17 protein-coding genes and 1 riboswitch are annotated in these 17,475 nt (G+C 67.8%); of the genes, 5 read left to right on the top strand and 12 right to left on the bottom strand.

The annotated features are described in order from the left end of the window. Positions 1-27: 27 nt before the first annotated feature. The gene (locus tag AC07OC_RS16615; protein ID WP_218339854.1) at positions 28-1,140 is read left to right on the top strand and encodes an anhydro-N-acetylmuramic acid kinase; all 1,113 of its coding nucleotides are present in this window, start codon (positions 28-30) and stop codon (positions 1,138-1,140) included. 39 nt (positions 1,141-1,179) lie between these two features. Here AC07OC_RS16615 and mdtD read toward each other — a convergent pair whose 3' ends face one another. The 7 genes from mdtD to AC07OC_RS16580 form a co-directional block, all read right to left on the bottom strand. Further along, positions 1,180-2,601 (bottom strand): multidrug transporter subunit MdtD, encoded by a 1,422-nt coding sequence (gene mdtD, locus AC07OC_RS16610; protein WP_218339855.1) that lies wholly within the window; start codon positions 2,599-2,601, stop codon positions 1,180-1,182. A gap of 118 nt (positions 2,602-2,719) precedes the next feature. Continuing rightward, complete coding sequence (gene erpA, locus AC07OC_RS16605) at positions 2,720-3,085, bottom strand: iron-sulfur cluster insertion protein ErpA (RefSeq protein WP_008907234.1); 366 nt, start codon at positions 3,083-3,085, stop codon at positions 2,720-2,722. Positions 3,086-3,145: 60 nt separating this feature from the next. Further along, positions 3,146-3,544, bottom strand: coding sequence for a bactofilin family protein (locus tag AC07OC_RS16600; protein ID WP_218296238.1), 399 nt, complete (start codon positions 3,542-3,544; stop codon positions 3,146-3,148). A gap of 180 nt (positions 3,545-3,724) precedes the next feature. Continuing rightward, a complete protein-coding gene (locus AC07OC_RS16595; RefSeq protein WP_218296239.1) occupies positions 3,725-4,435 on the bottom strand; it encodes a DUF6776 family protein in 711 nt (236 codons plus the stop codon). A gap of 165 nt (positions 4,436-4,600) precedes the next feature. Then, positions 4,601-4,993, bottom strand: a complete 393-nt coding sequence (gene rpsI, locus AC07OC_RS16590) for a 30S ribosomal protein S9 (protein ID WP_005798582.1) — start codon at positions 4,991-4,993, stop codon at positions 4,601-4,603. Between the two features lie 11 nt (positions 4,994-5,004). Continuing rightward, positions 5,005-5,436, bottom strand: a complete 432-nt coding sequence (gene rplM, locus AC07OC_RS16585) for a 50S ribosomal protein L13 (RefSeq protein ID WP_008907237.1) — start codon at positions 5,434-5,436, stop codon at positions 5,005-5,007. Positions 5,437-5,630: 194 nt separating this feature from the next. Continuing rightward, the gene (locus AC07OC_RS16580; protein ID WP_218296240.1) at positions 5,631-7,589 is read right to left on the bottom strand and encodes a serine/threonine protein kinase; all 1,959 of its coding nucleotides are present in this window, start codon (positions 7,587-7,589) and stop codon (positions 5,631-5,633) included. A 305-nt stretch (positions 7,590-7,894) separates the two neighbouring features. On the opposite strand from AC07OC_RS16580, the gene AC07OC_RS16575 reads away from it, so the two are divergent. After that, positions 7,895-8,782 carry a 23S rRNA (adenine(2030)-N(6))-methyltransferase RlmJ gene (locus AC07OC_RS16575; protein WP_218339856.1) on the top strand — a complete coding sequence of 296 codons (888 nt, stop codon included), beginning with the start codon at positions 7,895-7,897 and terminating at the stop codon, positions 8,780-8,782. A gap of 9 nt (positions 8,783-8,791) precedes the next feature. On the opposite strand, the gene AC07OC_RS16570 is transcribed toward AC07OC_RS16575, so the two are convergent. The 5 genes from AC07OC_RS16570 to AC07OC_RS16550 form a co-directional block, all read right to left on the bottom strand. Next, positions 8,792-9,382 (bottom strand): septal ring lytic transglycosylase RlpA family protein, encoded by a 591-nt coding sequence (locus AC07OC_RS16570; protein WP_218339857.1) that lies wholly within the window; start codon positions 9,380-9,382, stop codon positions 8,792-8,794. Then, complete coding sequence (metF, locus tag AC07OC_RS16565; RefSeq protein ID WP_218296243.1) at positions 9,382-10,233, bottom strand: methylenetetrahydrofolate reductase [NAD(P)H]; 852 nt, start codon at positions 10,231-10,233, stop codon at positions 9,382-9,384. The genes AC07OC_RS16570 and metF overlap by 1 nt, the downstream gene beginning before the upstream one ends. Continuing rightward, positions 10,230-11,228, bottom strand: a complete 999-nt coding sequence (locus tag AC07OC_RS16560) for a TlyA family RNA methyltransferase (RefSeq protein WP_218339858.1) — start codon at positions 11,226-11,228, stop codon at positions 10,230-10,232. Before AC07OC_RS16560 ends, metF begins: the two co-directional genes overlap by 4 nt. 113 nt (positions 11,229-11,341) lie before the next feature. Then, complete coding sequence (gene ahcY, locus AC07OC_RS16555; protein WP_218339859.1) at positions 11,342-12,775, bottom strand: adenosylhomocysteinase; 1,434 nt, start codon at positions 12,773-12,775, stop codon at positions 11,342-11,344. 74 nt (positions 12,776-12,849) lie between these two features. Further along, positions 12,850-12,929, bottom strand: a riboswitch (S-adenosyl-L-homocysteine riboswitch). A 62-nt stretch (positions 12,930-12,991) separates the two neighbouring features. Then, on the bottom strand, positions 12,992-14,089 hold the full coding sequence (locus AC07OC_RS16550) for a DUF2855 family protein (RefSeq protein WP_218339861.1): 1,098 nt from the start codon (positions 14,087-14,089) through the stop codon (positions 12,992-12,994). 78 nt (positions 14,090-14,167) lie between these two features. On the opposite strand from AC07OC_RS16550, the gene AC07OC_RS16545 reads away from it, so the two are divergent. The 3 genes from AC07OC_RS16545 to AC07OC_RS16535 all read left to right on the top strand — a co-directional run bounded on the left by AC07OC_RS16545 (position 14,168) and on the right by AC07OC_RS16535 (position 17,473). Beyond that, on the top strand, positions 14,168-14,830 hold the full coding sequence (locus AC07OC_RS16545; protein ID WP_494601753.1) for a TetR/AcrR family transcriptional regulator: 663 nt from the start codon (positions 14,168-14,170) through the stop codon (positions 14,828-14,830). An 83-nt stretch (positions 14,831-14,913) separates the two neighbouring features. Next, positions 14,914-15,696 carry an SDR family oxidoreductase gene (locus AC07OC_RS16540; RefSeq protein ID WP_494601751.1) on the top strand — a complete coding sequence of 261 codons (783 nt, stop codon included), beginning with the start codon at positions 14,914-14,916 and terminating at the stop codon, positions 15,694-15,696. 148 nt (positions 15,697-15,844) lie between these two features. Then, on the top strand, positions 15,845-17,473 hold the full coding sequence (locus AC07OC_RS16535) for a peptide chain release factor 3 (RefSeq protein WP_218296249.1): 1,629 nt from the start codon (positions 15,845-15,847) through the stop codon (positions 17,471-17,473). Positions 17,474-17,475 lie beyond the last annotated feature (2 nt).

Below are 17,475 nucleotides of genomic sequence, written 5' to 3'. Positions count from 1 at the left end.
AGCATCCGCGCGCACATCCCCCGGGCCATGTCTGATCTGTACATCGGCCTGATGTCGGGCACCTCGCTCGATGGCATCGACGGGGTGCTAGCGGATTTTTCCGGCCCCCGCATGGTGGTCACGCACCACGCCAGCATGGCGTTCGCGCCGGAGCTGCGGGCGGAACTGCTCGCCCTGAACACCCCTGGCAGCAACGAGCTGCACCGCGCTGCGCTGGCGGGCAATGCGCTGTCGCGCGCGTATGCCGAGGTGGTGCACGCGCTGCTGGAGCGCAGCGGACAGCCGGCCAGCGCCATCCGCGCCCTCGGAGCCCACGGGCAGACGGTGCGCCACCGCCCCCAGGAATTCGACGGAACGGGCTACACCCTCCAGCTGGGCAGCCCCGCCGTGCTGGCGGAACGCACGGGCATCACCGTGGTGGCGGATTTCCGCAGCCGCGACGTGGCCGCCGGCGGCCAGGGTGCGCCCCTGGTGCCCGCGTTCCACCAGGGCGTGTTCGGCCGCGCGGACGAGACCGTGCTGGTGCTCAACCTCGGGGGCATCTCCAACCTCAGCGTGCTGGGTGCCGGGGGGGCCAGCGTGCTGGGGTTTGACTGCGGCCCCGGCAACGCGCTGATGGACCACTGGTGCCAGCAGCATACCGGCCAGCCTTTCGATGCGGACGGTGCATGGGCCGCGAGCGGCCAGGTGCTGCCGGCGCTGCTGGCCTCGCTGCTTGACGAACCCTTTCTGCACAAGCCCCCGCCCAAGAGCACGGGGCGCGACCTGTTCAACCCCATCTGGCTCGCGCGGCATCTGCAGCCATGGGCATCGGCGGACCCCGTGGACGTACAGGCCACCCTGACGGAATACACCGCCCGCGCTTGCGCCATCAGCGCCAATAGCTATCAAGAGAATAGCAACACCCTGGCGGTGTGCGGTGGCGGCGCCCTGAACACCCACCTGATGGCGCGGCTGCAGGCCGCATGCCCCGCCGTGCGGGTCGTCGCCACCGATGCGCTGGGCCTGCCGGCCCTGCAGGTCGAGGCCGCGGCTTTTGCCTGGCTGGCGTGGCAGGCGCTGCACGGACAGCCCGGCAACCTGGCCAGCGTCACCGGGGCCGTGGGCGCCCGCGTGCTGGGCGCGGTCTACCCGGCCTGATCCGGGCCGGGCCTGGCGCCCCCTTCCCCGAAACCCCCTTCAGCCGTGGTCCGTGGCGTCCGCCGTGGCGGCGACCCGGCTGCCGGCGCGGTCCTGGGGCGACAGCTGCCAGAAGATGCCCGCCGAGGCCACGGTGATGAGCCCCATGCATGCGAACGTGGCCTGGAACGCCCTCAGCGTCTCCTGGGCGCCGCCGGCAGGGAAGAAATCAGTGAACGCAGCCAGCACCGCCCCTGCGGCCGCCACGCCCATTCCCATGGCCACCATCTGCACCATCGACAGCAGGCTGTTGCCGCTGCTTGCCATGGCATGTTCCAGGTCCTTGAGCGTCACGGTGTTCATGGCGGTGAACTGCAGGGAATTCACTGCGCCAAAGACCGCCAGCTGCGCCACATGCACCCACAGGGGCTGCGTGGGAGCGGCCAGGCCAAAGCTGGCCATCGTGACGCCCACGAGCAGGGTGTTGCCCACCAGCACCTGCCGGTAGCCGAAACGGGTGATCAGCGGCGTGGTGAAGCGCTTCATCGACATGCCGGCGATGGCCACGGGCAGCATCATCATGCCGGCCTGCAGGGGCGAGTAGCCCATGGTGACCTGCAGCAGCAGCGGGACCAGGAATGGCATGCAGGAGCTGCCCAGGCGCGAGAACAGGTTGCCCAGCAGACCGATGCGCAGTGTGTCAATGGAAAAGAGCCGCGGCGAGAACAGCGGGTCGGCCCGCCGCGCCGCGTGCAGCCAGTAAGCCACCAGGCTGGCCAGCCCGAAGACCATCAGCACCAGCACGCCCGCCTGGCGCAACCCCATGCTGGCCAGGCCGTCCAGCGCCAGCGAGAGCGACACCATGCCGAAGGCGAGCATCAGGTAGCCCGCCAGGTCGAAGCGGGGCACGAAGGTCACGGGCTCGCCCGGCATGAAGCGCAGGGTGGCGATGCAGCCCACCAGCCCCACCGGCACATTGATGAGGAAGATCCAGTGCCACGACGCCGCCTCCACGAGCCAGCCGCCCAGCGTGGGGCCGATCAGTGGCCCGATCAGGCCCGGAATGGCAACGAAACTCATGGCCTGCAGGAACTGCTCGCGCGGAACGGTGCGCAGCACCACCAGCCGCCCCACCGGCAGCAGCAACGCCCCGCCCAGCCCCTGCACCACGCGCGCCGCCACCAGCTGGGTCAGGCTTTGCGCGAGCGCGCAGCACACCGAACCCAGCACGAACAGCACGATGGCGGACAGATAGACGCGCCGCGAACCAAAACGGTCGGCCAGCCACCCGGAAGCCGGTATCAGCATGGCCATGGCCAGCGAATAGGCCACCACCACCGACTGCATGCGCAGCGGGCTTTCTCCAAGGCTGCGGGCCATGGCGGGCAGCGCGGTGTTGACGATGGTGGCGTCCAGCGTCTGCATGAAGAAACCGATGGCCACCAGCCACAGGAGCACTTTCAGGGATCTGTCTTGCTGCATGGCACGCCAGGATGGCTTTTCCAGGAAAACGAAAAGGGGTATCCCCATGAAAAAAGCCGCCCGTCCGGGCGGCTTGTCGTTTCATTCCGTGCCGCTGGCGCGGCGCAGAGGCCCACCCTCAGGCGGAGAAGCTGGAGCCGCAGCCGCAGGTGGTGGTGGCGTTGGGGTTCTTGATGACGAACTGGGCGCCCTGCAGGTCTTCCTTGTAGTCGATCTCTGCGCCGACCAGGTACTGGTAGCTCATGGCATCGATCAGCAGCGACACGCCATTCTTGGTCATGGTGGTGTCGTCTTCGTTGGTGATTTCATCGAAGGTGAAGCCATACTGGAACCCCGAGCAACCGCCACCCTGCACGAAAACGCGCAGTTTCAGGTCAGGATTGCCCTCTTCGGCGATCAGGTCCGCCACCTTGGCCGCCGCGCTGTCCGTGAACAGAATGGGGGCGGGCATTTCGGTCTGGATGTTTTCGGCAACAGCGCTCATGGGGTACTCCGGGTTCAATGTTTGCGGTGAATAGTACTGCAGACCGCTCGGGAATTCAGTTCACTGGCTGTTTGACGCTAACTTCAGTGGGGGCTTTTCCTCCACCAGCACGGCCACAGGGCACATCTGCCCGGCGATCACGGCGCCCTGGTGCATCTCCAGCGCCTTGTAGTGCACATTGCCGGTGATCTTGGCCTTGGGCTGCAGTTCCAGCAATTCCGCGGCATGCACGGGACCCACCACCTGCCCGTTGACGATCACATGGTCGGCGTGCACCGCACCCTCCACCCGGGCCGTCTCGGAAATCACCAGGATGCTGGACTGCTCCGATCCCGCGCGGATGTCCCCCACCACCTCGCCATCGATGCGCATCCCTTCTGCGAAGTGCACATCCCCCTCGATCCGGGTGCCCTGGGCGACCAGGCTTTTGATCGGTGGCTGCTTTTTGCGGGAAAACATGGGTGAGAACTCCTGAAAGGACACGCTCCGGCCGAAAGGAGCGTGCGGATGGGAAACAACGGGATGCCAGGCCCACGGCGTACCGGCGCGGCCTCTGCGCGGGCCCGGCGCTTGCGGCGGGGGCCTCTCGACGACGACAGCCTGGCCGGGGCCATCGCGTGCGCCTTGCGGGTGCTCCTACTAGTCGATGGCCATGGCCTGCACGGCGCGCACTGTTGTGCCTTCCAGCACGCGGGCGGTCACGGTTTTTACCACGGCGCTGGGCGGCAGATCGAGGACCCCCTCGATGCGCCGGTACTGCTTGACCTGCAGGGGCTGCCCCTGGGCCGGCTGGGTCTGCGTCCACGGCTTGCCGTCCTGGGTGCCTGCCAGCACCAGTTCCAGCCGGCCATTGAACTCGGGCGCATTGCGCGCGGCCTGGATCACCAGGACCTGCCAGCGCAGCTGCATCCCTCCCAGCACTTCGGCCTGCAGGCTGCGAATCGCGAGCCCTTCGGTCTTTGCCGCGGGAATCAGCTTCTCGAAAAACCCCAGGTCCTCGCGCAGCGTCCGATTGTCCGCCTCGAGCTGTCGCACCTGAGCCATCAGGCTTTCCTTGGCGGCCCGCTCGGTCACGAGCAGGCTCTCGGCCGTATGGGCCACCGTCTGCTGCTCCTGGCCCACGCCGCGCAGGCGGGCCACCTCCGCGCGCAACTGGAGCAATTCGTCCCGGGAAACGGAGTCCAGGCCCGCGATCGACTTGCCGAACTCGAAGGCCCACAGCGCCACCGCCGCGCAGAACCCGAAAACCACCGCCAAGGCCAGCCAGCGCAGGGGCCAGGGCAAGGCGCTGCGGATGGCTACCCGGGGGGCGCTGATCGTCAGCCGGCGGCGCAGAAGGCGAAGGCGCATGGTGAAAACAGGGGAGTCATCGGGGAGACCCGGGAGAAAAGAGCGCACCTTAAACGAAAAAACCGCCCGGAGGCGGTTTTTGCTCTGTAAAGCAATCCAGGACGGAGCGCTTTGCAGGGGTTGGACATCCGCCCAGGGGCGGGTGTCCGGCAGTGCCCAGCCAGCTTAACGCTTGGAGAACTGCTTGGCGCGGCGTGCGGAGTGCAGGCCGACCTTCTTACGTTCGACTTCACGTGCATCGCGCGTCACGAAGCCGGCTTGGCTCAGGACGGGCTTGAGGGATGCGTCGTAATCGATCAGGGCGCGGGTGATGCCGTGGCGGGCAGCGCCGGCCTGGCCGGATTCACCACCGCCGTGGACGTTGATCTGGATGTCGAAGGTTTCGACATGGTTGGTCAACGCCAGGGGTTGCTTGGCAATCATGATCGAGGTTTCGCGGCCGAAGTAGGACTGGATGTCCTTGCCGTTCACCGTGATCTTGCCGGAGCCTTTTTTCAGAAACACGCGGGCGACGCTGGACTTGCGACGGCCGGTGCCATTGTTCCATTCACCAATCATCTCAAGGCTCCTTAGATTTCCAGCACTTTGGGCTGCTGGGCGGTGTGGGGATGCTCAGCACCACCGTACACCTTGAGTTTCTTGATCATCGCGTAGCCAAGGGGGCCCTTGGGCAGCATGCCCTTGACGGCCTTTTCCAGCGCGCGGCCGGGGTGCTTGGCTTGCATGTCGCGGAAGTTCGTGGCCGTGATGCCGCCGGGGTAACCCGAGTGGCGGTAGTACACCTTGTCCAGGGACTTGGTGCCGGTGACCTTGAGCTGGGCGGCGTTGATGATGACGATGAAGTCACCGGTATCGACGTGAGGCGTGTAAATGGCCTTGTGTTTGCCGCGCAAACGGAGAGCAACTTCGCTGGCTACTCGTCCGAGGACCTTGTCGGTCGCGTCAATCACAAACCACTCGTGCACAACCTCAGCGGGCTTGGCGCTGAAAGTAGTAGTCATGAGTTTTCTCTTATGAAGAGGGTTTGGCGGGTCCTTTTCCACGGTCGGTGCTTCTCTGAAGGAAGCCTCTTAGGTGGCGAAAATGTCTCCGCCGCGGGACCACAAAGCGCTGCGAAGCCCTCGATTATACGAATTTGCGTGCCAGGGGCGCAAGCCGCCCGTGCGCACAGTGCTCCAGGCCCCGGCGGCCACCCTCAGTTGGGGGTCTGGCGGCGGCGCTGCTCCTCGGCCTCGTAGCGGCGGCGGTTTTCCACGCACACGGCCTGCCCCGCCTGCGACGGCTTCTGGCATTCCTGGTGGATGCACATGGGCCGCGCCAGAAAATTGGCGTCGGCACAGGCCTCCTGCGGACTGGGCACGCGCGGCGGCAGCGGGCGAGGCTTGGGCTCGGCCACGACCGGGGGCGGCGGTGGCGGGGGTTCCTCGTGCACCACGGCCTGCACGGGTGCGGGCTCGGGCGCCGCGCGCTTCGCGGTCCGGGGCGGCGTGCGCGGCGCGGAGGCCGGAACAAAGGCAGGCGCAGGCAGGGATGCAGCCACCGCAGCGCCCGCCGCGCCGTCAAGGGAAGCCACCGCAGCCGGCGCGCTCGCAGCCATGTCGGCCAGCGCGGTCTCCACCAGGGCGGGCGGCGTGGCAGCCGGCCGCTCTGCCATCTCGGTGATGATGTCGTCGTGCGGCGCCTTGCTGCTCTGGGCCCAGCGCAGTCCTGCCGCCGAGGCCACCACGGCAAAAACGGCCACGCCCAGCCAGACCACCACGGGGGAGCGCCGCGCCGTTCTGGCCGTCTTGCTTGCGGCACGGGGAACCTCACGCTCCATCGGCCGCGGCCGGTGATCGTGCGCATGCCGCGCGGCGGCCCCGTGCCGGTGGCCGGCCGCAGGGTCGTCATAGCGGGAGTCGTCGGCCACGACGGTATCCCCGGCGTCGATGAAGACCGTGTCTCCAGCCTCGGCGGCCACCGTGTCCGGCCCCCCGAGCATCACGGTGTCGCCGCCGGCCGCGGCCTCCTCCCCGGAGGGGTCGTCCTCGCGCGCATCGCGGGCGGGCGCCTGCGCCACGGCGCGCGGCGCCTGGGGCGGTATCTCCACCACGCTGCTGGCCGCGGACGTCACATCCACCGTGGGCGTGAGCAGGCCCGGGCCGGGCTGGTCGGCGGGCTCGACCCAGATGTCGCCCAGATCGGCACGGAAATCGAAATGTTCGCTTCCTTCCGGCGCGGACGTCATCTCCATGAGCTGCAGGAACGCATCGATGCTCTGCGGCCGGTCCTCGGGCTTGAGCGCCAGGGATTGCGCGATCGCCGCCACGAAGGGCGCGGAATATTCCACGCCGAACTGGCGCTTGACGGTTCTTGCCACCCGGGAGAACGACACCATGCGATCACGGATGGAACGCAGGGTCGCGGGCAGCGGGGTGTCGTTGCACAGGCAGCCATGCACCACGGCGGCCAGGGAGTACAGGTCGCTCCAGGGGCCCTGGCGCAGTTCCTCGTCGCCGTCGGAATACTGCTCGATGGGTGCGTAGTTCACCTTGAGCACGGCCGTGTGCTTGCGGTCCTGGTCATTGATCGCATGCCGGGCGGCGCCCAGGTCCAGCAGCACCGGAGGGCCACTGTCCTGCAGGAAGATGTTGTCGGGCGAAATGTCCCGGTGCAGGGTTTTCCCGTCATGCAGCACCCGCAGGGCGCCGAGCACCGACCACAGCACCTTGCGCAGCCAGATCTCGGGGGGCGGGGTGCGCATCTGGGCGCGGGCCTGCTTGAACGTCATGCCGGTGTACAGCGGCATGACCATGTACGCGGTGTTGTTGGCCTCCCAGAAGCGGAACACCTTCACGAGCGAGGGATGGTCGAACTGGGCCAGCAGGCGCGCCTCTCCCACGAAAGACGCCAGCCCGGCATGGAAGGTCTGCTGGTCGGACGACGACCGCACCCACAGCGACTGGCCCTGCGCACGGCCCGCCAGCGCCGAAGGCATGTACTCCTTGATCGCCACCGCCCGGTGCAGAGAATGGTCGAAGGCCTTGTAGACCATGCCGAACCCGCCCACGCCAAGGAGCGCCAGGATCTCGAATTCCGCGAGGCGGGTGCCGGGGGGCAGCGCATCCACATGGCTGACACCACTGGCAGAGGCTTGGCTGGAACTTGCGATCATGGTGAAGAGAATGGGGCGTGAATGCGGGCTTCGGCGGGGATTGTGAGCGAACGGGTGCCAAGGCCGTTTTCATCGCAATCATGAAGCATGCCAGCATGCATGACAGAAACAAAAGGCTTCCGGTCTGCCAAAAAAGTTACACACCCTGGTCAGACAAGCGCCGATTGTGCCGCGCCATGGGGACAGGCAGCGCCCGGGCCCATGACAAATTCGCATCGGATCATGACCGCGCGCCCGGGGCCTGCCGCCGGGCCATGGCCCCATCGACTGCGCTGCGCCGGGGGCGCACTCGTTACCATAGGGCCATGTTCAGTTATCGCCACGCCTTCCACGCAGGCAACCATGCCGATGTGCTCAAGCACACGGTCTTGATCGCCGCCTTGCAACACCTTACCGAGAAAGACGCGGCACTGACCGTGCTGGACACCCACGCGGGCGCGGGACTGTACCGGCTCGATGGCGACTATGCCAGCACCAGCGGCGAGGCCGCGGACGGCATCGTCCGGCTTTTTGCACCCACCGCGCCCGCCCTCACGCCCGCCCTGCAGGCCTATGTGGACATGGTCCGCGCCTTCAACCAGGGCAGTGCGCTGCGCGTGTACCCGGGCTCCCCGTTCATCGCCCAGCGCCTGCTGCGCGGCCACGACAAGCTCAAGATCTTCGAGCTGCACCCCACGGACCTGCGGGCGCTGGCGGGCAACGTGGCCCAGCTGGAGGCAGGCCGCCAGGTGGCCGTCCTGCACGAAGACGGGTTTGAGGGGATCAAGAAATTCCTGCCCCCGCCGGCCCGCCGCGCGCTTGTGCTCTGCGACCCCAGCTATGAAATCAAGAGCGACTACGCCAAGGTGCTCGACATGGCCGCCGACTCGCTCAAGCGTTTTGCCACCGGTACCTATGCGTTCTGGTACCCCATCATCCCGCGCCCGGAAGCCCACGACCTGCCGCGCCGCCTCAAGACGCTGGCCACCAAGGCCGGCAAGGGCTGGCTGCATGCCACGCTCACGGTCAAGAACAGCAAGCTCACTGAAAACGCCGCGGGCGACGTCAAGCGCCCCGGCCTGCCGGCCAGCGGCATGTTCCTGATCAACCCGCCCTTCACCCTGAAGGCGGCGCTGAAGACCGCGCTGCCGCAGATGGTGGAATTGCTGGCGCAAGACAAGCACGCCACGCACACGCTCGAATCCGGCGGCTGACGGCGGCGGTCAGGGGGCGGGGCAGTCCCGCTCGCCCTCGTCCAGCGCAAAAAGCTCCACGGGCTTGAGCCCCAGGCCCACCATCCCCAGCACCTCGGCGGCCCCCCGGCTCAGGTCGATCACGCGGTTGCCCGTGTGCGGGCCCCGGTCGTTGATGCGGACCACGACCGAACGGCCCGTGGCCTGGCTGCGCACGCACACGCGCGAGCCGAACGGCAAGGTGGGATGCGCCGCGGTGAGCGCCTTCATGTCGAAGGGCTCTCCGCTGGCCGTGCGGCGCTTGTGGAACTTCGCGCCGTACCAGGAGGCCAGGCCCACCTCGTCGGCGGGCAGGCGCAGCTGCGGGGCCTGCGGGCTTTCGGTGCCATCCTCCCGCCCACCGGGGCGCGGCGGGTCGATCAGCATGGCCTCGCCCGGCACGCTCAGCAGGTGCGGGGCCAGTGCGTCGGCCTCGGCGGACAGCCCCTGCGCACGCCCCCAGGACGAGCAGCCCCACACCGAAACACCGCAGCAGACCACCCCGAGCACCTTCCACCACAGGGCGGCCCGGCGGCCCTCCACCGGGCCCGCCACCGCGGCATCGCCGCGCGGCTGGCGCATCAGATCCCCAGCCGGCGACAGATCTCCAGCGTCGCGGCACTCTGGTTCATCGTGTAGAAGTGCAGGGCCGGCACGCCGGCACTGCGCAACCGGTCGCACAGGTCGGTCACCACATCCAGGCCAAAGGCCTTGATGCTCGCCGTGTCGTCGCCGAAAGACTGCAGGCGCAGGCGTATCCAGCGGGGAATCTCGGCGCCGCAGGCGTCCGAGAAGCGCATCAGCTGGGTGGAGCTGCCGATGGGCATGATGCCGGGCACCACGGGCACATCGGCGCCCAGGCGCTGCGTGTCTTCCACGAAGCGGAAGTACGCATCGCTGTTGTAGAAATACTGGGTGATCGCCGAGTCCGCTCCGGCCTGCACCTTGGCGATGTACGCCTTCAGGTCCGCCTCGGGCGACTTGGCCTGGGGGTGGACCTCGGGGTAGGCCGCCACCTCGATGTGGAAGTCCCGGCCGGTCTCCGCACGGATGAAGGCCACCAGGTCGCTGGCGTAGTGGAACTCCCCGCCCGCGCCATAGCCGCTGGGCAGATCACCGCGCAGCGCGACCAGGCGCTTGACGCCCATGTCCTTGAGCATGGCGAGCTGCTCGCGCACGGACTGGCGCGTGGCGCCAATGCACGAGAAGTGCGAGGCTGCGCCGACCCCCTCGGCCAGGATTTCGCGCACCGTGCCAAACGTGCCCTCCTGCGTGGAACCGCCCGCGCCGTAGGTCACCGAACAGAAATCAGGGTGCAGCGCATACAGCTGCTGGCGCGCGGTGCGCAGCTTGTCGGCCCCCTCCGGCGTCTTGGGCGGGAAAAACTCGAAGCTCACCGGGAAACCGATGCCCTGGGCATTGGCAGCAATCATGTGGCCCTCCTCGCATAAACAAAAAATTCACGGTTGCCGTCGCCACCCTGGATCGGGCTGTCCAGCCAGGCGTGCACCGCCAGGCCCAGTTCGGCGCAGCAGTCACGGATGCGCTTTTCCACCACGGCGTACAGCGCCTCGTCGCGCACGATGCCGCCCTTGCCCACCTGGCCGGGCTGCAGTTCGAACTGCGGCTTGACCAGCATGAGCAGGTGGCCGTCGGGCCGCAGGAATGCGGCGATGGCAGGCAGCACCAGGGTCAGCGAAATGAAGGACAGGTCGCCCACCACCACGTCGAACAACGGGGTCGTGTCCACGCCCGCGCATTCGGCGCGGCGCCGGCGCTGGACGGGCAGCGTGCCCAGCGCGCGCGCCTCGGCACGCTGCGCGCGCTCGGACTTGAAGGCTTCGATGTCCTGGTCCTTGGCGTCGCCGCTGTCATCGTAGGCGTCGTCCACCAGCCCGCCGTTGCGCATCCAGCTGTAGGGCGCCTCGGGCTGGGTCTCGTTGTCCTCGTCCACATCGACGGCTTCGGAGAGCGCGTCCTCGCACGCCTGCTGCAGCGCCTCGGCGGTCAGCGAGCGCGCATTCACGCCCTCGACGCAAACCACCCGCAGATCGCTGTGCAGCCGCTCGTGCAGCTGGCCGTGGCCCACGTCCACGCCGACGACCTGCGCCGCGCCCTGCTGCAACAGGCAATCGGTGAACCCGCCGGTGCTCTGCCCCACGTCCAGGCAGCGCAGCCCGGCCACGGGCAGGCCCGTGGCCCGCAAGGCGCCTTCCAGCTTGAGCCCGCCGCGCGAGATGTACTTGGCCTCGGCATCGTCCAGCAGCTTCACCTCGGCCACGGACGGGATGTCATCGCCGTTCTTGGCCACCTTCTGCCAGGGCGCCAGCGGCGACAGGCGCCACTCGACGCCTGCAGCAATCAGCCGCTGTGCCTGCGAACGCGTGGCCGCATGGCCGGACTCCACCAAAAAAACATCTGCGCGCATGCGTCACTCTCTCGTCAATCGACGATGGATTTCATAGCCAAAATGGCTTCTATCGCTTTATCCACAAGCGCTGGCTGCTCCCAAAAAAGGAGCAGCAACAGCCACCCGCACGATCAGTAGCGGTACGTGTCGGGCTTGTACGGGCCTTGCTTGGGCACACCGATGTAGGCGGCCTGCTCGTCGGAAAGTTCCGTGAGCATCGCGCCCACCTTCTTGAGGTGCAGGCGCGCCACCTTCTCGTCGAGGTGCTTGGGCAGCACGTAGACCTTGCCGTTCTCGTAGTAGTCGCTGTGGGTGAACAGCTCGATCTGGGCGATGGTCTGGTTGGCGAAGCTCGACGACATCACGAAGCTCGGGTGGCCCGTGCCGCAGCCCAGGTTCACCAGGCGGCCCTTGGCCAGCAGGATGATGCGCTTGCCGTCCGGGAAGATCACGTGGTCCACCTGGGGCTTGATCTCTTCCCACTCGTACTGCTCGAGCGTCGCGACCTGGATCTCGTTGTCGAAGTGGCCGATGTTGCAGACGATGGCCTGGTCCTTCATGGCCTTCATGTGGTCGTGGGTGATCACGTCCTTGTTGCCGGTGGTGGTCACGAAGATGTCGGCCTTGTCGGCGGCGTATTCCATCGTCACGACCTTGTAGCCTTCCATCGCGGCCTGCAGGGCGTTGATGGGGTCGATCTCGGTCACCCAGACCTGGGCGCTCAGGGCGCGCAGGGCCTGGGCAGAGCCCTTGCCCACGTCGCCGTAGCCGGCCACGCAGGCCACCTTGCCGGCGATCATCACGTCGGTGGCGCGCTTGATGCCGTCCACCAGCGACTCGCGGCAGCCGTACAGGTTGTCGAACTTGCTCTTGGTCACCGAGTCGTTCACGTTGATCGCGCGGAACATCAGCGAGCCCTTGGCCGACATTTCCTTCAAGCGGTGCACGCCGGTCGTGGTCTCTTCGGTCACGCCGATGATCTGCGCGCTCTTGCGGCTGTACCAGGTCGGGTCCACGGCCAGCTTGGCCTTGATGGAGGCGAACAGGCAGGTTTCTTCTTCGCTGGTGGGGTTGGCGATCAGCGATGCGTCCTTTTCGGCGCGCTTGCCCAGGTGCATCAGCAGCGTGGCGTCGCCGCCGTCGTCCAGGATCAGGTTGGGGCCTTCGCCTTCGGTGCCGGCGGGGCCGAAGTCGAAAATGCGGTGGGTGTAGTCCCAGTATTCGGCCAAGGTCTCGCCCTTCACGGCGAACACGGGCGTGCCGCTGGCGGCAATCGCGGCGGCGGCGTGGTCCTGCGTGGAGAAGATGTTGCACGAAGCCCAGCGCACCTCGGCACCCAGGGCCTGCAGCGTCTCGATCAGCACGGCGGTCTGGATCGTCATGTGCAGGCTGCCGGTGATGCGGGCGCCCTTGAGCGCCTGCTTGGCGGCGAATTCCTCGCGGATGGCCATCAGGCCGGGCATCTCCGTTTCGGCGATGCGGATCTCTTTACGGCCCCAGGCGGCCAGGCCGATGTCGGCAATGATGCAGTCGGTGTTGACCGGGGCGTTGACGCGTGCGTTCATGATGGTGTGCTCCAAAGCATGTTTGAAAGACCACATTCAGCGCGGGGATGAGACGGAAGGCTCACCACACGAGAAGTGGATGAGCGTCGTTGCTAGATGACTCCGAGCCTCACGCCCCGCCAGTGCTGGGGACGCTGCAACGCTCCTCGGATCGGCGGATTATAAAAGCAAGTGCGGGAGGCGAGGGAGCGCCCCGCCTCGGTGCCTTGGGCCGCGCTACGGCGCCAGCACGACCACGTGGCCTTCCTGCGGATCGATGCGGCCCGCATGCAGGTCCTCGACCAGGGCCTGCGCCGCCGCGAAACCCTGGTGTTCGCGCACCCGCATCCAGGGCTGGTGCGCGCTGCCGACGCGGTCGATGAACGCGCGCTGGGCGGCATTGAACTTCTGGTTGACCACCTCGGGGCCCCAGTCCGCATTGCGCTTCCTGATCTGCACCGGCGCGAAATAGAACACGGGCGCGGGCCCCGGCAGGGCCGTGTCGCGCAGGAAGTGCGTGTTCTGCGCCGACCCCGCATAGCAGTCGTACACCAGGGCATCGCCCAGGTGGTGGTGCACGCGCGAGCGCAGATCCTCGTCGCCCGAGAAATCGACATACAGCGTGGGCACACCGGCATCCAGGGCCTCCAGCTCGCCATACGCCACCGTGCGCTGGTAGCAGCCCAGGCCCTGCACGAAGGCACTGTTGCGCGGCGCGGTGAGCCCCAGGCGCTCGATCTGCCCGGGCCCCTCCAGGCAGAACGCGGTGCCGTAGGCCGTCTTGCTCGATGCGCTGGAGAACAGCAGCCGCCGCGCGCCGAAAAATCCGTTGTCCTGCAGGAAGTCCGCCAGCATGAACGACGTGATGAACAGCGGCCGCACCAGCATCTGGTAGTTTTCATCGCCTGCCCGGTATGCCGGGTCGGCGCTGGTGCGCGTGTACTGGTTGTAGGCCGAGGTGAGCGACTGGCGGTGCTCCGCGCCGTCGTAGAAGCCCCGGACCGTCACGCGCACCGGCGCCATGCGCACATGGCTCGCAATGGGCCAGTAGCCGTAGAAGCGCTCGCCCACGGCCACGCCCTGCACGCCGGAGGCCACCACGTCGGCAAAGCCCCACACGGGCATGTGGCCCCAGCCCGCTTCGCCCGTGGGGAAAAAGTCCCAGTACTTCATCGCGTCGCCAAAGGCGGCGTAGGTGATGTTGTTCGTGGTCACCGCCACGCGATCCACGCGCAGCAGGGCCTCGCCGGGCTGCAGTGGAGCAAGGGGGAGCTCCTCGGTGCGGGTGTGATTCAATGCATTCCTGTCGGTCAACAGGCGGGTGAGCAGCGTCATGGAAAGTCTCCGTTTCAAGGGTGAGAAAACACTCAGGGCACTGTATGGCGCCCTGCCGCCGCGTGGGTTCGGAAACCGGTGAACCCGCCGCGCAAGACCCTTGCCGCCAGCTCCAGCGCGGCCCCCAGGCCGCTCAAGCGCCCCCTCCAGGCCCGGGCGCGCTTCACGGTGCAGGCCATCTACGACGCCTTTGTTCGGATTTGGCAACGCGACGGCTGGGACAAGCTCACCACGCGCAACGTGGCGCTGGAAACCGGCATTTCCGTCGGCACGCTGTACGACTATTTCCCCAACAAGACAGCGCTGCTGTCGGGCTATGTGCGCCACTGCGTCGAGGCCCTGCTCGCCGCCATCGACCGCGAGGCCGTGCAGCCCGAGGGCCTGCCATGGACGCAGCGCATCCACCATCTCGTGCGCCTGGTGTGCGGCGTGGATGCGCCCGGGCTGCCGCCCTTCCACCCCGACATGCTGGCGCTGGAGGCGCAGATGGCCGAGCCCCGGCACCACCGCCGCGTGCACGAGGAACTGGTGGCCGCCTGGGGCCGGGTGATTGCCGCCTGCACCGACCTGCCCCGCCCGCCCGGGCAAGCACTGCTGCAGGCGTTGCACCTCTCGGCCTGGGGTGGGCGGCGCTATGCGCTGCTGCTGCAGCTCGATCCCGCCGCCATGCGGCAGTGGGCCGACGGTGTGGAGCAACTGTGCTGCGCCGCCATCGTGCAGGCCGCCAGCGCGCCGGGCTGAAGCCCTGTCACCTGCGCGGCTGCCTTGCCCCGCGGGCCGCCCGACACTGGCGCCCTCACCAAAAAACACCAACGGAGCACTGCATGGACCCCAAGGACAAGGTCATCATCGTCACCGGCGGCGCCAGCGGCATCGGCCGCAGCATCGCGCGGCGTTTTGCGCAGGAAGGCGCCCGCGCCGTGGTCGTGGCCGACCTGCACCTCGCGCCCGCACAGGCCGTGGCCGACGAGATCGGTGGCCTGGCCGTGCGCTGCGATGTGTCCAAGGAGGCCGACATCCAGGCGCTGGTGGCCACCACGCGCGAGCGCTACGGCCGGGTCGATGCCTACATCTCCAACGCCGGCATCCTGGGCCGCCCGGGCGGCATCGAACTCGAGGACCCACTGTGGGACGCCATGTGGAACATCCACGGCATGGCCCACGTGTGGGCCGCACGCGCCGTGGTGCCCGAGATGGTGGAGAGCGGCGAGGGCTTCTTCCTCGTCACGGCCTCGGCGGCCGGGCTGCTGACCATCGTCGAGTCCGCCCCCTACGCCGTCACCAAGCATGCCGCCGTGGCCTTCGCCGAGTGGCTGCGCATCGCCTATGGCCGCAAGGGCGTGGGTGTGGCCTGCCTGTGCCCGCAGTCGGTGCAGACCGCCATGGTGACGGGCGATGGCGGTTCGGCCTCGCACGACGGCATCCTGCCGCCCGAACAGGTGGCGGGCGACGTGCTGGCCGCCATGCAGGACGGGCGCTTCCTGGTGCTGCCCCACCCCGAAGTGGCGCAATACTTCCGCAACAAGGGGCAGGACTACGAGCGCTGGCTGGGCGGCATGCAGAAGATGTATGCCCGGCACGCCCAGGCGCAGGCACAGGCCAGCTGAACGGAAACGGGCGTTGAAGAACGGCCGGAAGAGGGTTCGCAGCGGGCGCCGGTAAAATCGCCGCTTCCGGGCGCCGCTGCGCCTGCCGCGCCGACTGCCGCAGAACCCTGCCGCAGCGCGCCCTGACCCCCTTCTGGAACCACCCCCTGTGTCCTACGCCTCAGAAACCCGGCGCCGCCGCACCTTTGCCATCATTTCCCACCCCGACGCCGGTAAGACGACGCTGACGGAAAAGCTGCTGCTGTTCTCGGGCGCGATCCAGATCGCCGGTGCCGTCAAGGGCCGCAAGGCCAGCCGCCATGCCACCTCGGACTGGATGGAGATCGAAAAGCAGCGCGGCATCTCGGTGGCCTCGTCGGTGATGCAGATGCTGTACCGCGAACACGTGATCAACCTGCTCGACACGCCCGGCCACAAGGACTTCTCGGAAGACACCTACCGCGTGCTCACCGCCGTCGATTCGGCGCTGATGGTGATCGACGCGGCCAACGGCGTGGAAGCGCAGACACGCCGCCTGATCGAGGTTTGCCGCCAGCGCGACACGCCCATCATCACCTTCGTGAACAAGATGGACCGCGAGGTGCGCGACCCGCTGGACATCATGGACGAGGTCGAGCGCGAACTGGGCATGCCCTGCTGCCCCATGACCTGGCCCGTGGGCCAGGGCAAGGCCTTCGGCGGCATCATCAATCTGCGCACCCAGACGATGACGGTGTTCGAGTCCGGCAGCGAGCGCCGCCCGCAGGACTTCGAGGCCATCCCGCTGTCCGACGAGGCCACGCTGCGTGCGCGCTTCGGCGCCGAGTTCGATGCGGCGCTGGAGAGCATGGAACTGGCCGTGGGCGCATCGCCCGCCTGGGACCACGAGGCCTTCCTGGCCGGCAAGCTCACGCCCGTGTTCTTCGGCTCGGGGGTGAACAACTTCGGGGTGATGGAAGTGCTCGACGCCCTGGTGGACATGGCCCCGCCGCCCGGCCCGCGCGTGAGCACGCTCGAGGTCAACAAGCAGCCCGTGGTCAAGACCATCCAGCCCGAGGACGAGGGCTTCGCCGGCGTGGTCTTCAAGGTGCAGGCCAACATGGACGCCAACCACCGCGACCGCATCGCCTTCGTGCGCGTGGCCTCGGGCAAGTACATGCCGGGCATGAAGCTCAAGGTGCAGCGCACCGCCAAGGAACTGCGCCCCACCAGCGTGGTGACCTTCATGAGCCAGCGCCGCGAGGCGGTGGAAGAAGCCTACGCGGGCGACATCATCGGCTTCACCACCCACGGCGGCGTGCAGCTCGGGGACACCATCACCGACGGCGCCAACCTGCAGTTCACCGGCCTGCCGTTCTTCGCGCCCGAGATGTTCATGACCGTGGTGCTCAAGAACCCCCTGCGCACCAAGCAGCTGCAGCAGGGCCTGGCCCAGCTGGGCGAGGAAGGCGCGATCCAGGTCTTCAAGCCCGACGCCGGCGGCAACATGCTGCTGGGCGCCGTGGGCCAGCTGCAGTTCGAGGTGGTGCAGCACCGCCTGAAGGCCGAGTACGACGCCGACGTGCGCCTGGAAGGCTGCCAGTACACGGGCGCCCGCTGGATCACGGCCGACAACGCGGCCGACCTGCGCGCCTTCACGGACGCCTACCCGCTGCGCCTGGCGCACGACGCGGCCGATACGCTGGCCTACCTGTGCACCAGCCCCTATGACGTGCGCCTGGCGCAGGAGCGGTTTCCCAAGATCCACTTCCACCCGCTGCGCGAGCATGCGGGCCTGGCCCTGCAGAAGGCGGGCTGAGC

Source organism: Acidovorax sp. GW821-FHT10E04 (genome assembly GCF_059415185.1).
Note: the sequence above shows the minus strand (reverse complement) of the source record. Positions and strands in the feature narration are given on the sequence as shown.

Bases quoted from the DNA above. Each gene is read 5' to 3' on its own strand.
- AC07OC_RS16570 (WP_218339857.1), bottom strand. From the start codon at position 9,382: ATGCGCCAGCCGCGCGGCGATGCCGCGGTGGCGGGCCCGGTGGAGGGC.
- rpsI (WP_005798582.1), bottom strand. From the start codon at position 4,993: ATGATTGGTGAATGGAACAATGGCACCGGCCGTCGCAAGTCCAGCGTC.
- AC07OC_RS16550 (WP_218339861.1), bottom strand. From the start codon at position 14,089: ATGACGCTGCTCACCCGCCTGTTGACCGACAGGAATGCATTGAATCAC.
- AC07OC_RS16595 (WP_218296239.1), bottom strand. From the start codon at position 4,435: ATGCGCCTTCGCCTTCTGCGCCGCCGGCTGACGATCAGCGCCCCCCGG.
- mdtD (WP_218339855.1), bottom strand. From the start codon at position 2,601: ATGCAGCAAGACAGATCCCTGAAAGTGCTCCTGTGGCTGGTGGCCATC.
- AC07OC_RS16540 (WP_494601751.1), top strand. From the start codon at position 14,914: ATGGACCCCAAGGACAAGGTCATCATCGTCACCGGCGGCGCCAGCGGC.
- AC07OC_RS16615 (WP_218339854.1), top strand. From the start codon at position 28: ATGTCTGATCTGTACATCGGCCTGATGTCGGGCACCTCGCTCGATGGC.
- AC07OC_RS16580 (WP_218296240.1), bottom strand. From the start codon at position 7,589: ATGATCGCAAGTTCCAGCCAAGCCTCTGCCAGTGGTGTCAGCCATGTG.
- erpA (WP_008907234.1), bottom strand. From the start codon at position 3,085: ATGAGCGCTGTTGCCGAAAACATCCAGACCGAAATGCCCGCCCCCATT.
- rplM (WP_008907237.1), bottom strand. From the start codon at position 5,436: ATGACTACTACTTTCAGCGCCAAGCCCGCTGAGGTTGTGCACGAGTGG.
- ahcY (WP_218339859.1), bottom strand. From the start codon at position 12,775: ATGAACGCACGCGTCAACGCCCCGGTCAACACCGACTGCATCATTGCC.
- AC07OC_RS16560 (WP_218339858.1), bottom strand. From the start codon at position 11,228: ATGCGCGCAGATGTTTTTTTGGTGGAGTCCGGCCATGCGGCCACGCGT.
- AC07OC_RS16600 (WP_218296238.1), bottom strand. From the start codon at position 3,544: ATGTTTTCCCGCAAAAAGCAGCCACCGATCAAAAGCCTGGTCGCCCAG.
- metF (WP_218296243.1), bottom strand. From the start codon at position 10,233: ATGATTGCTGCCAATGCCCAGGGCATCGGTTTCCCGGTGAGCTTCGAG.
- AC07OC_RS16575 (WP_218339856.1), top strand. From the start codon at position 7,895: ATGTTCAGTTATCGCCACGCCTTCCACGCAGGCAACCATGCCGATGTG.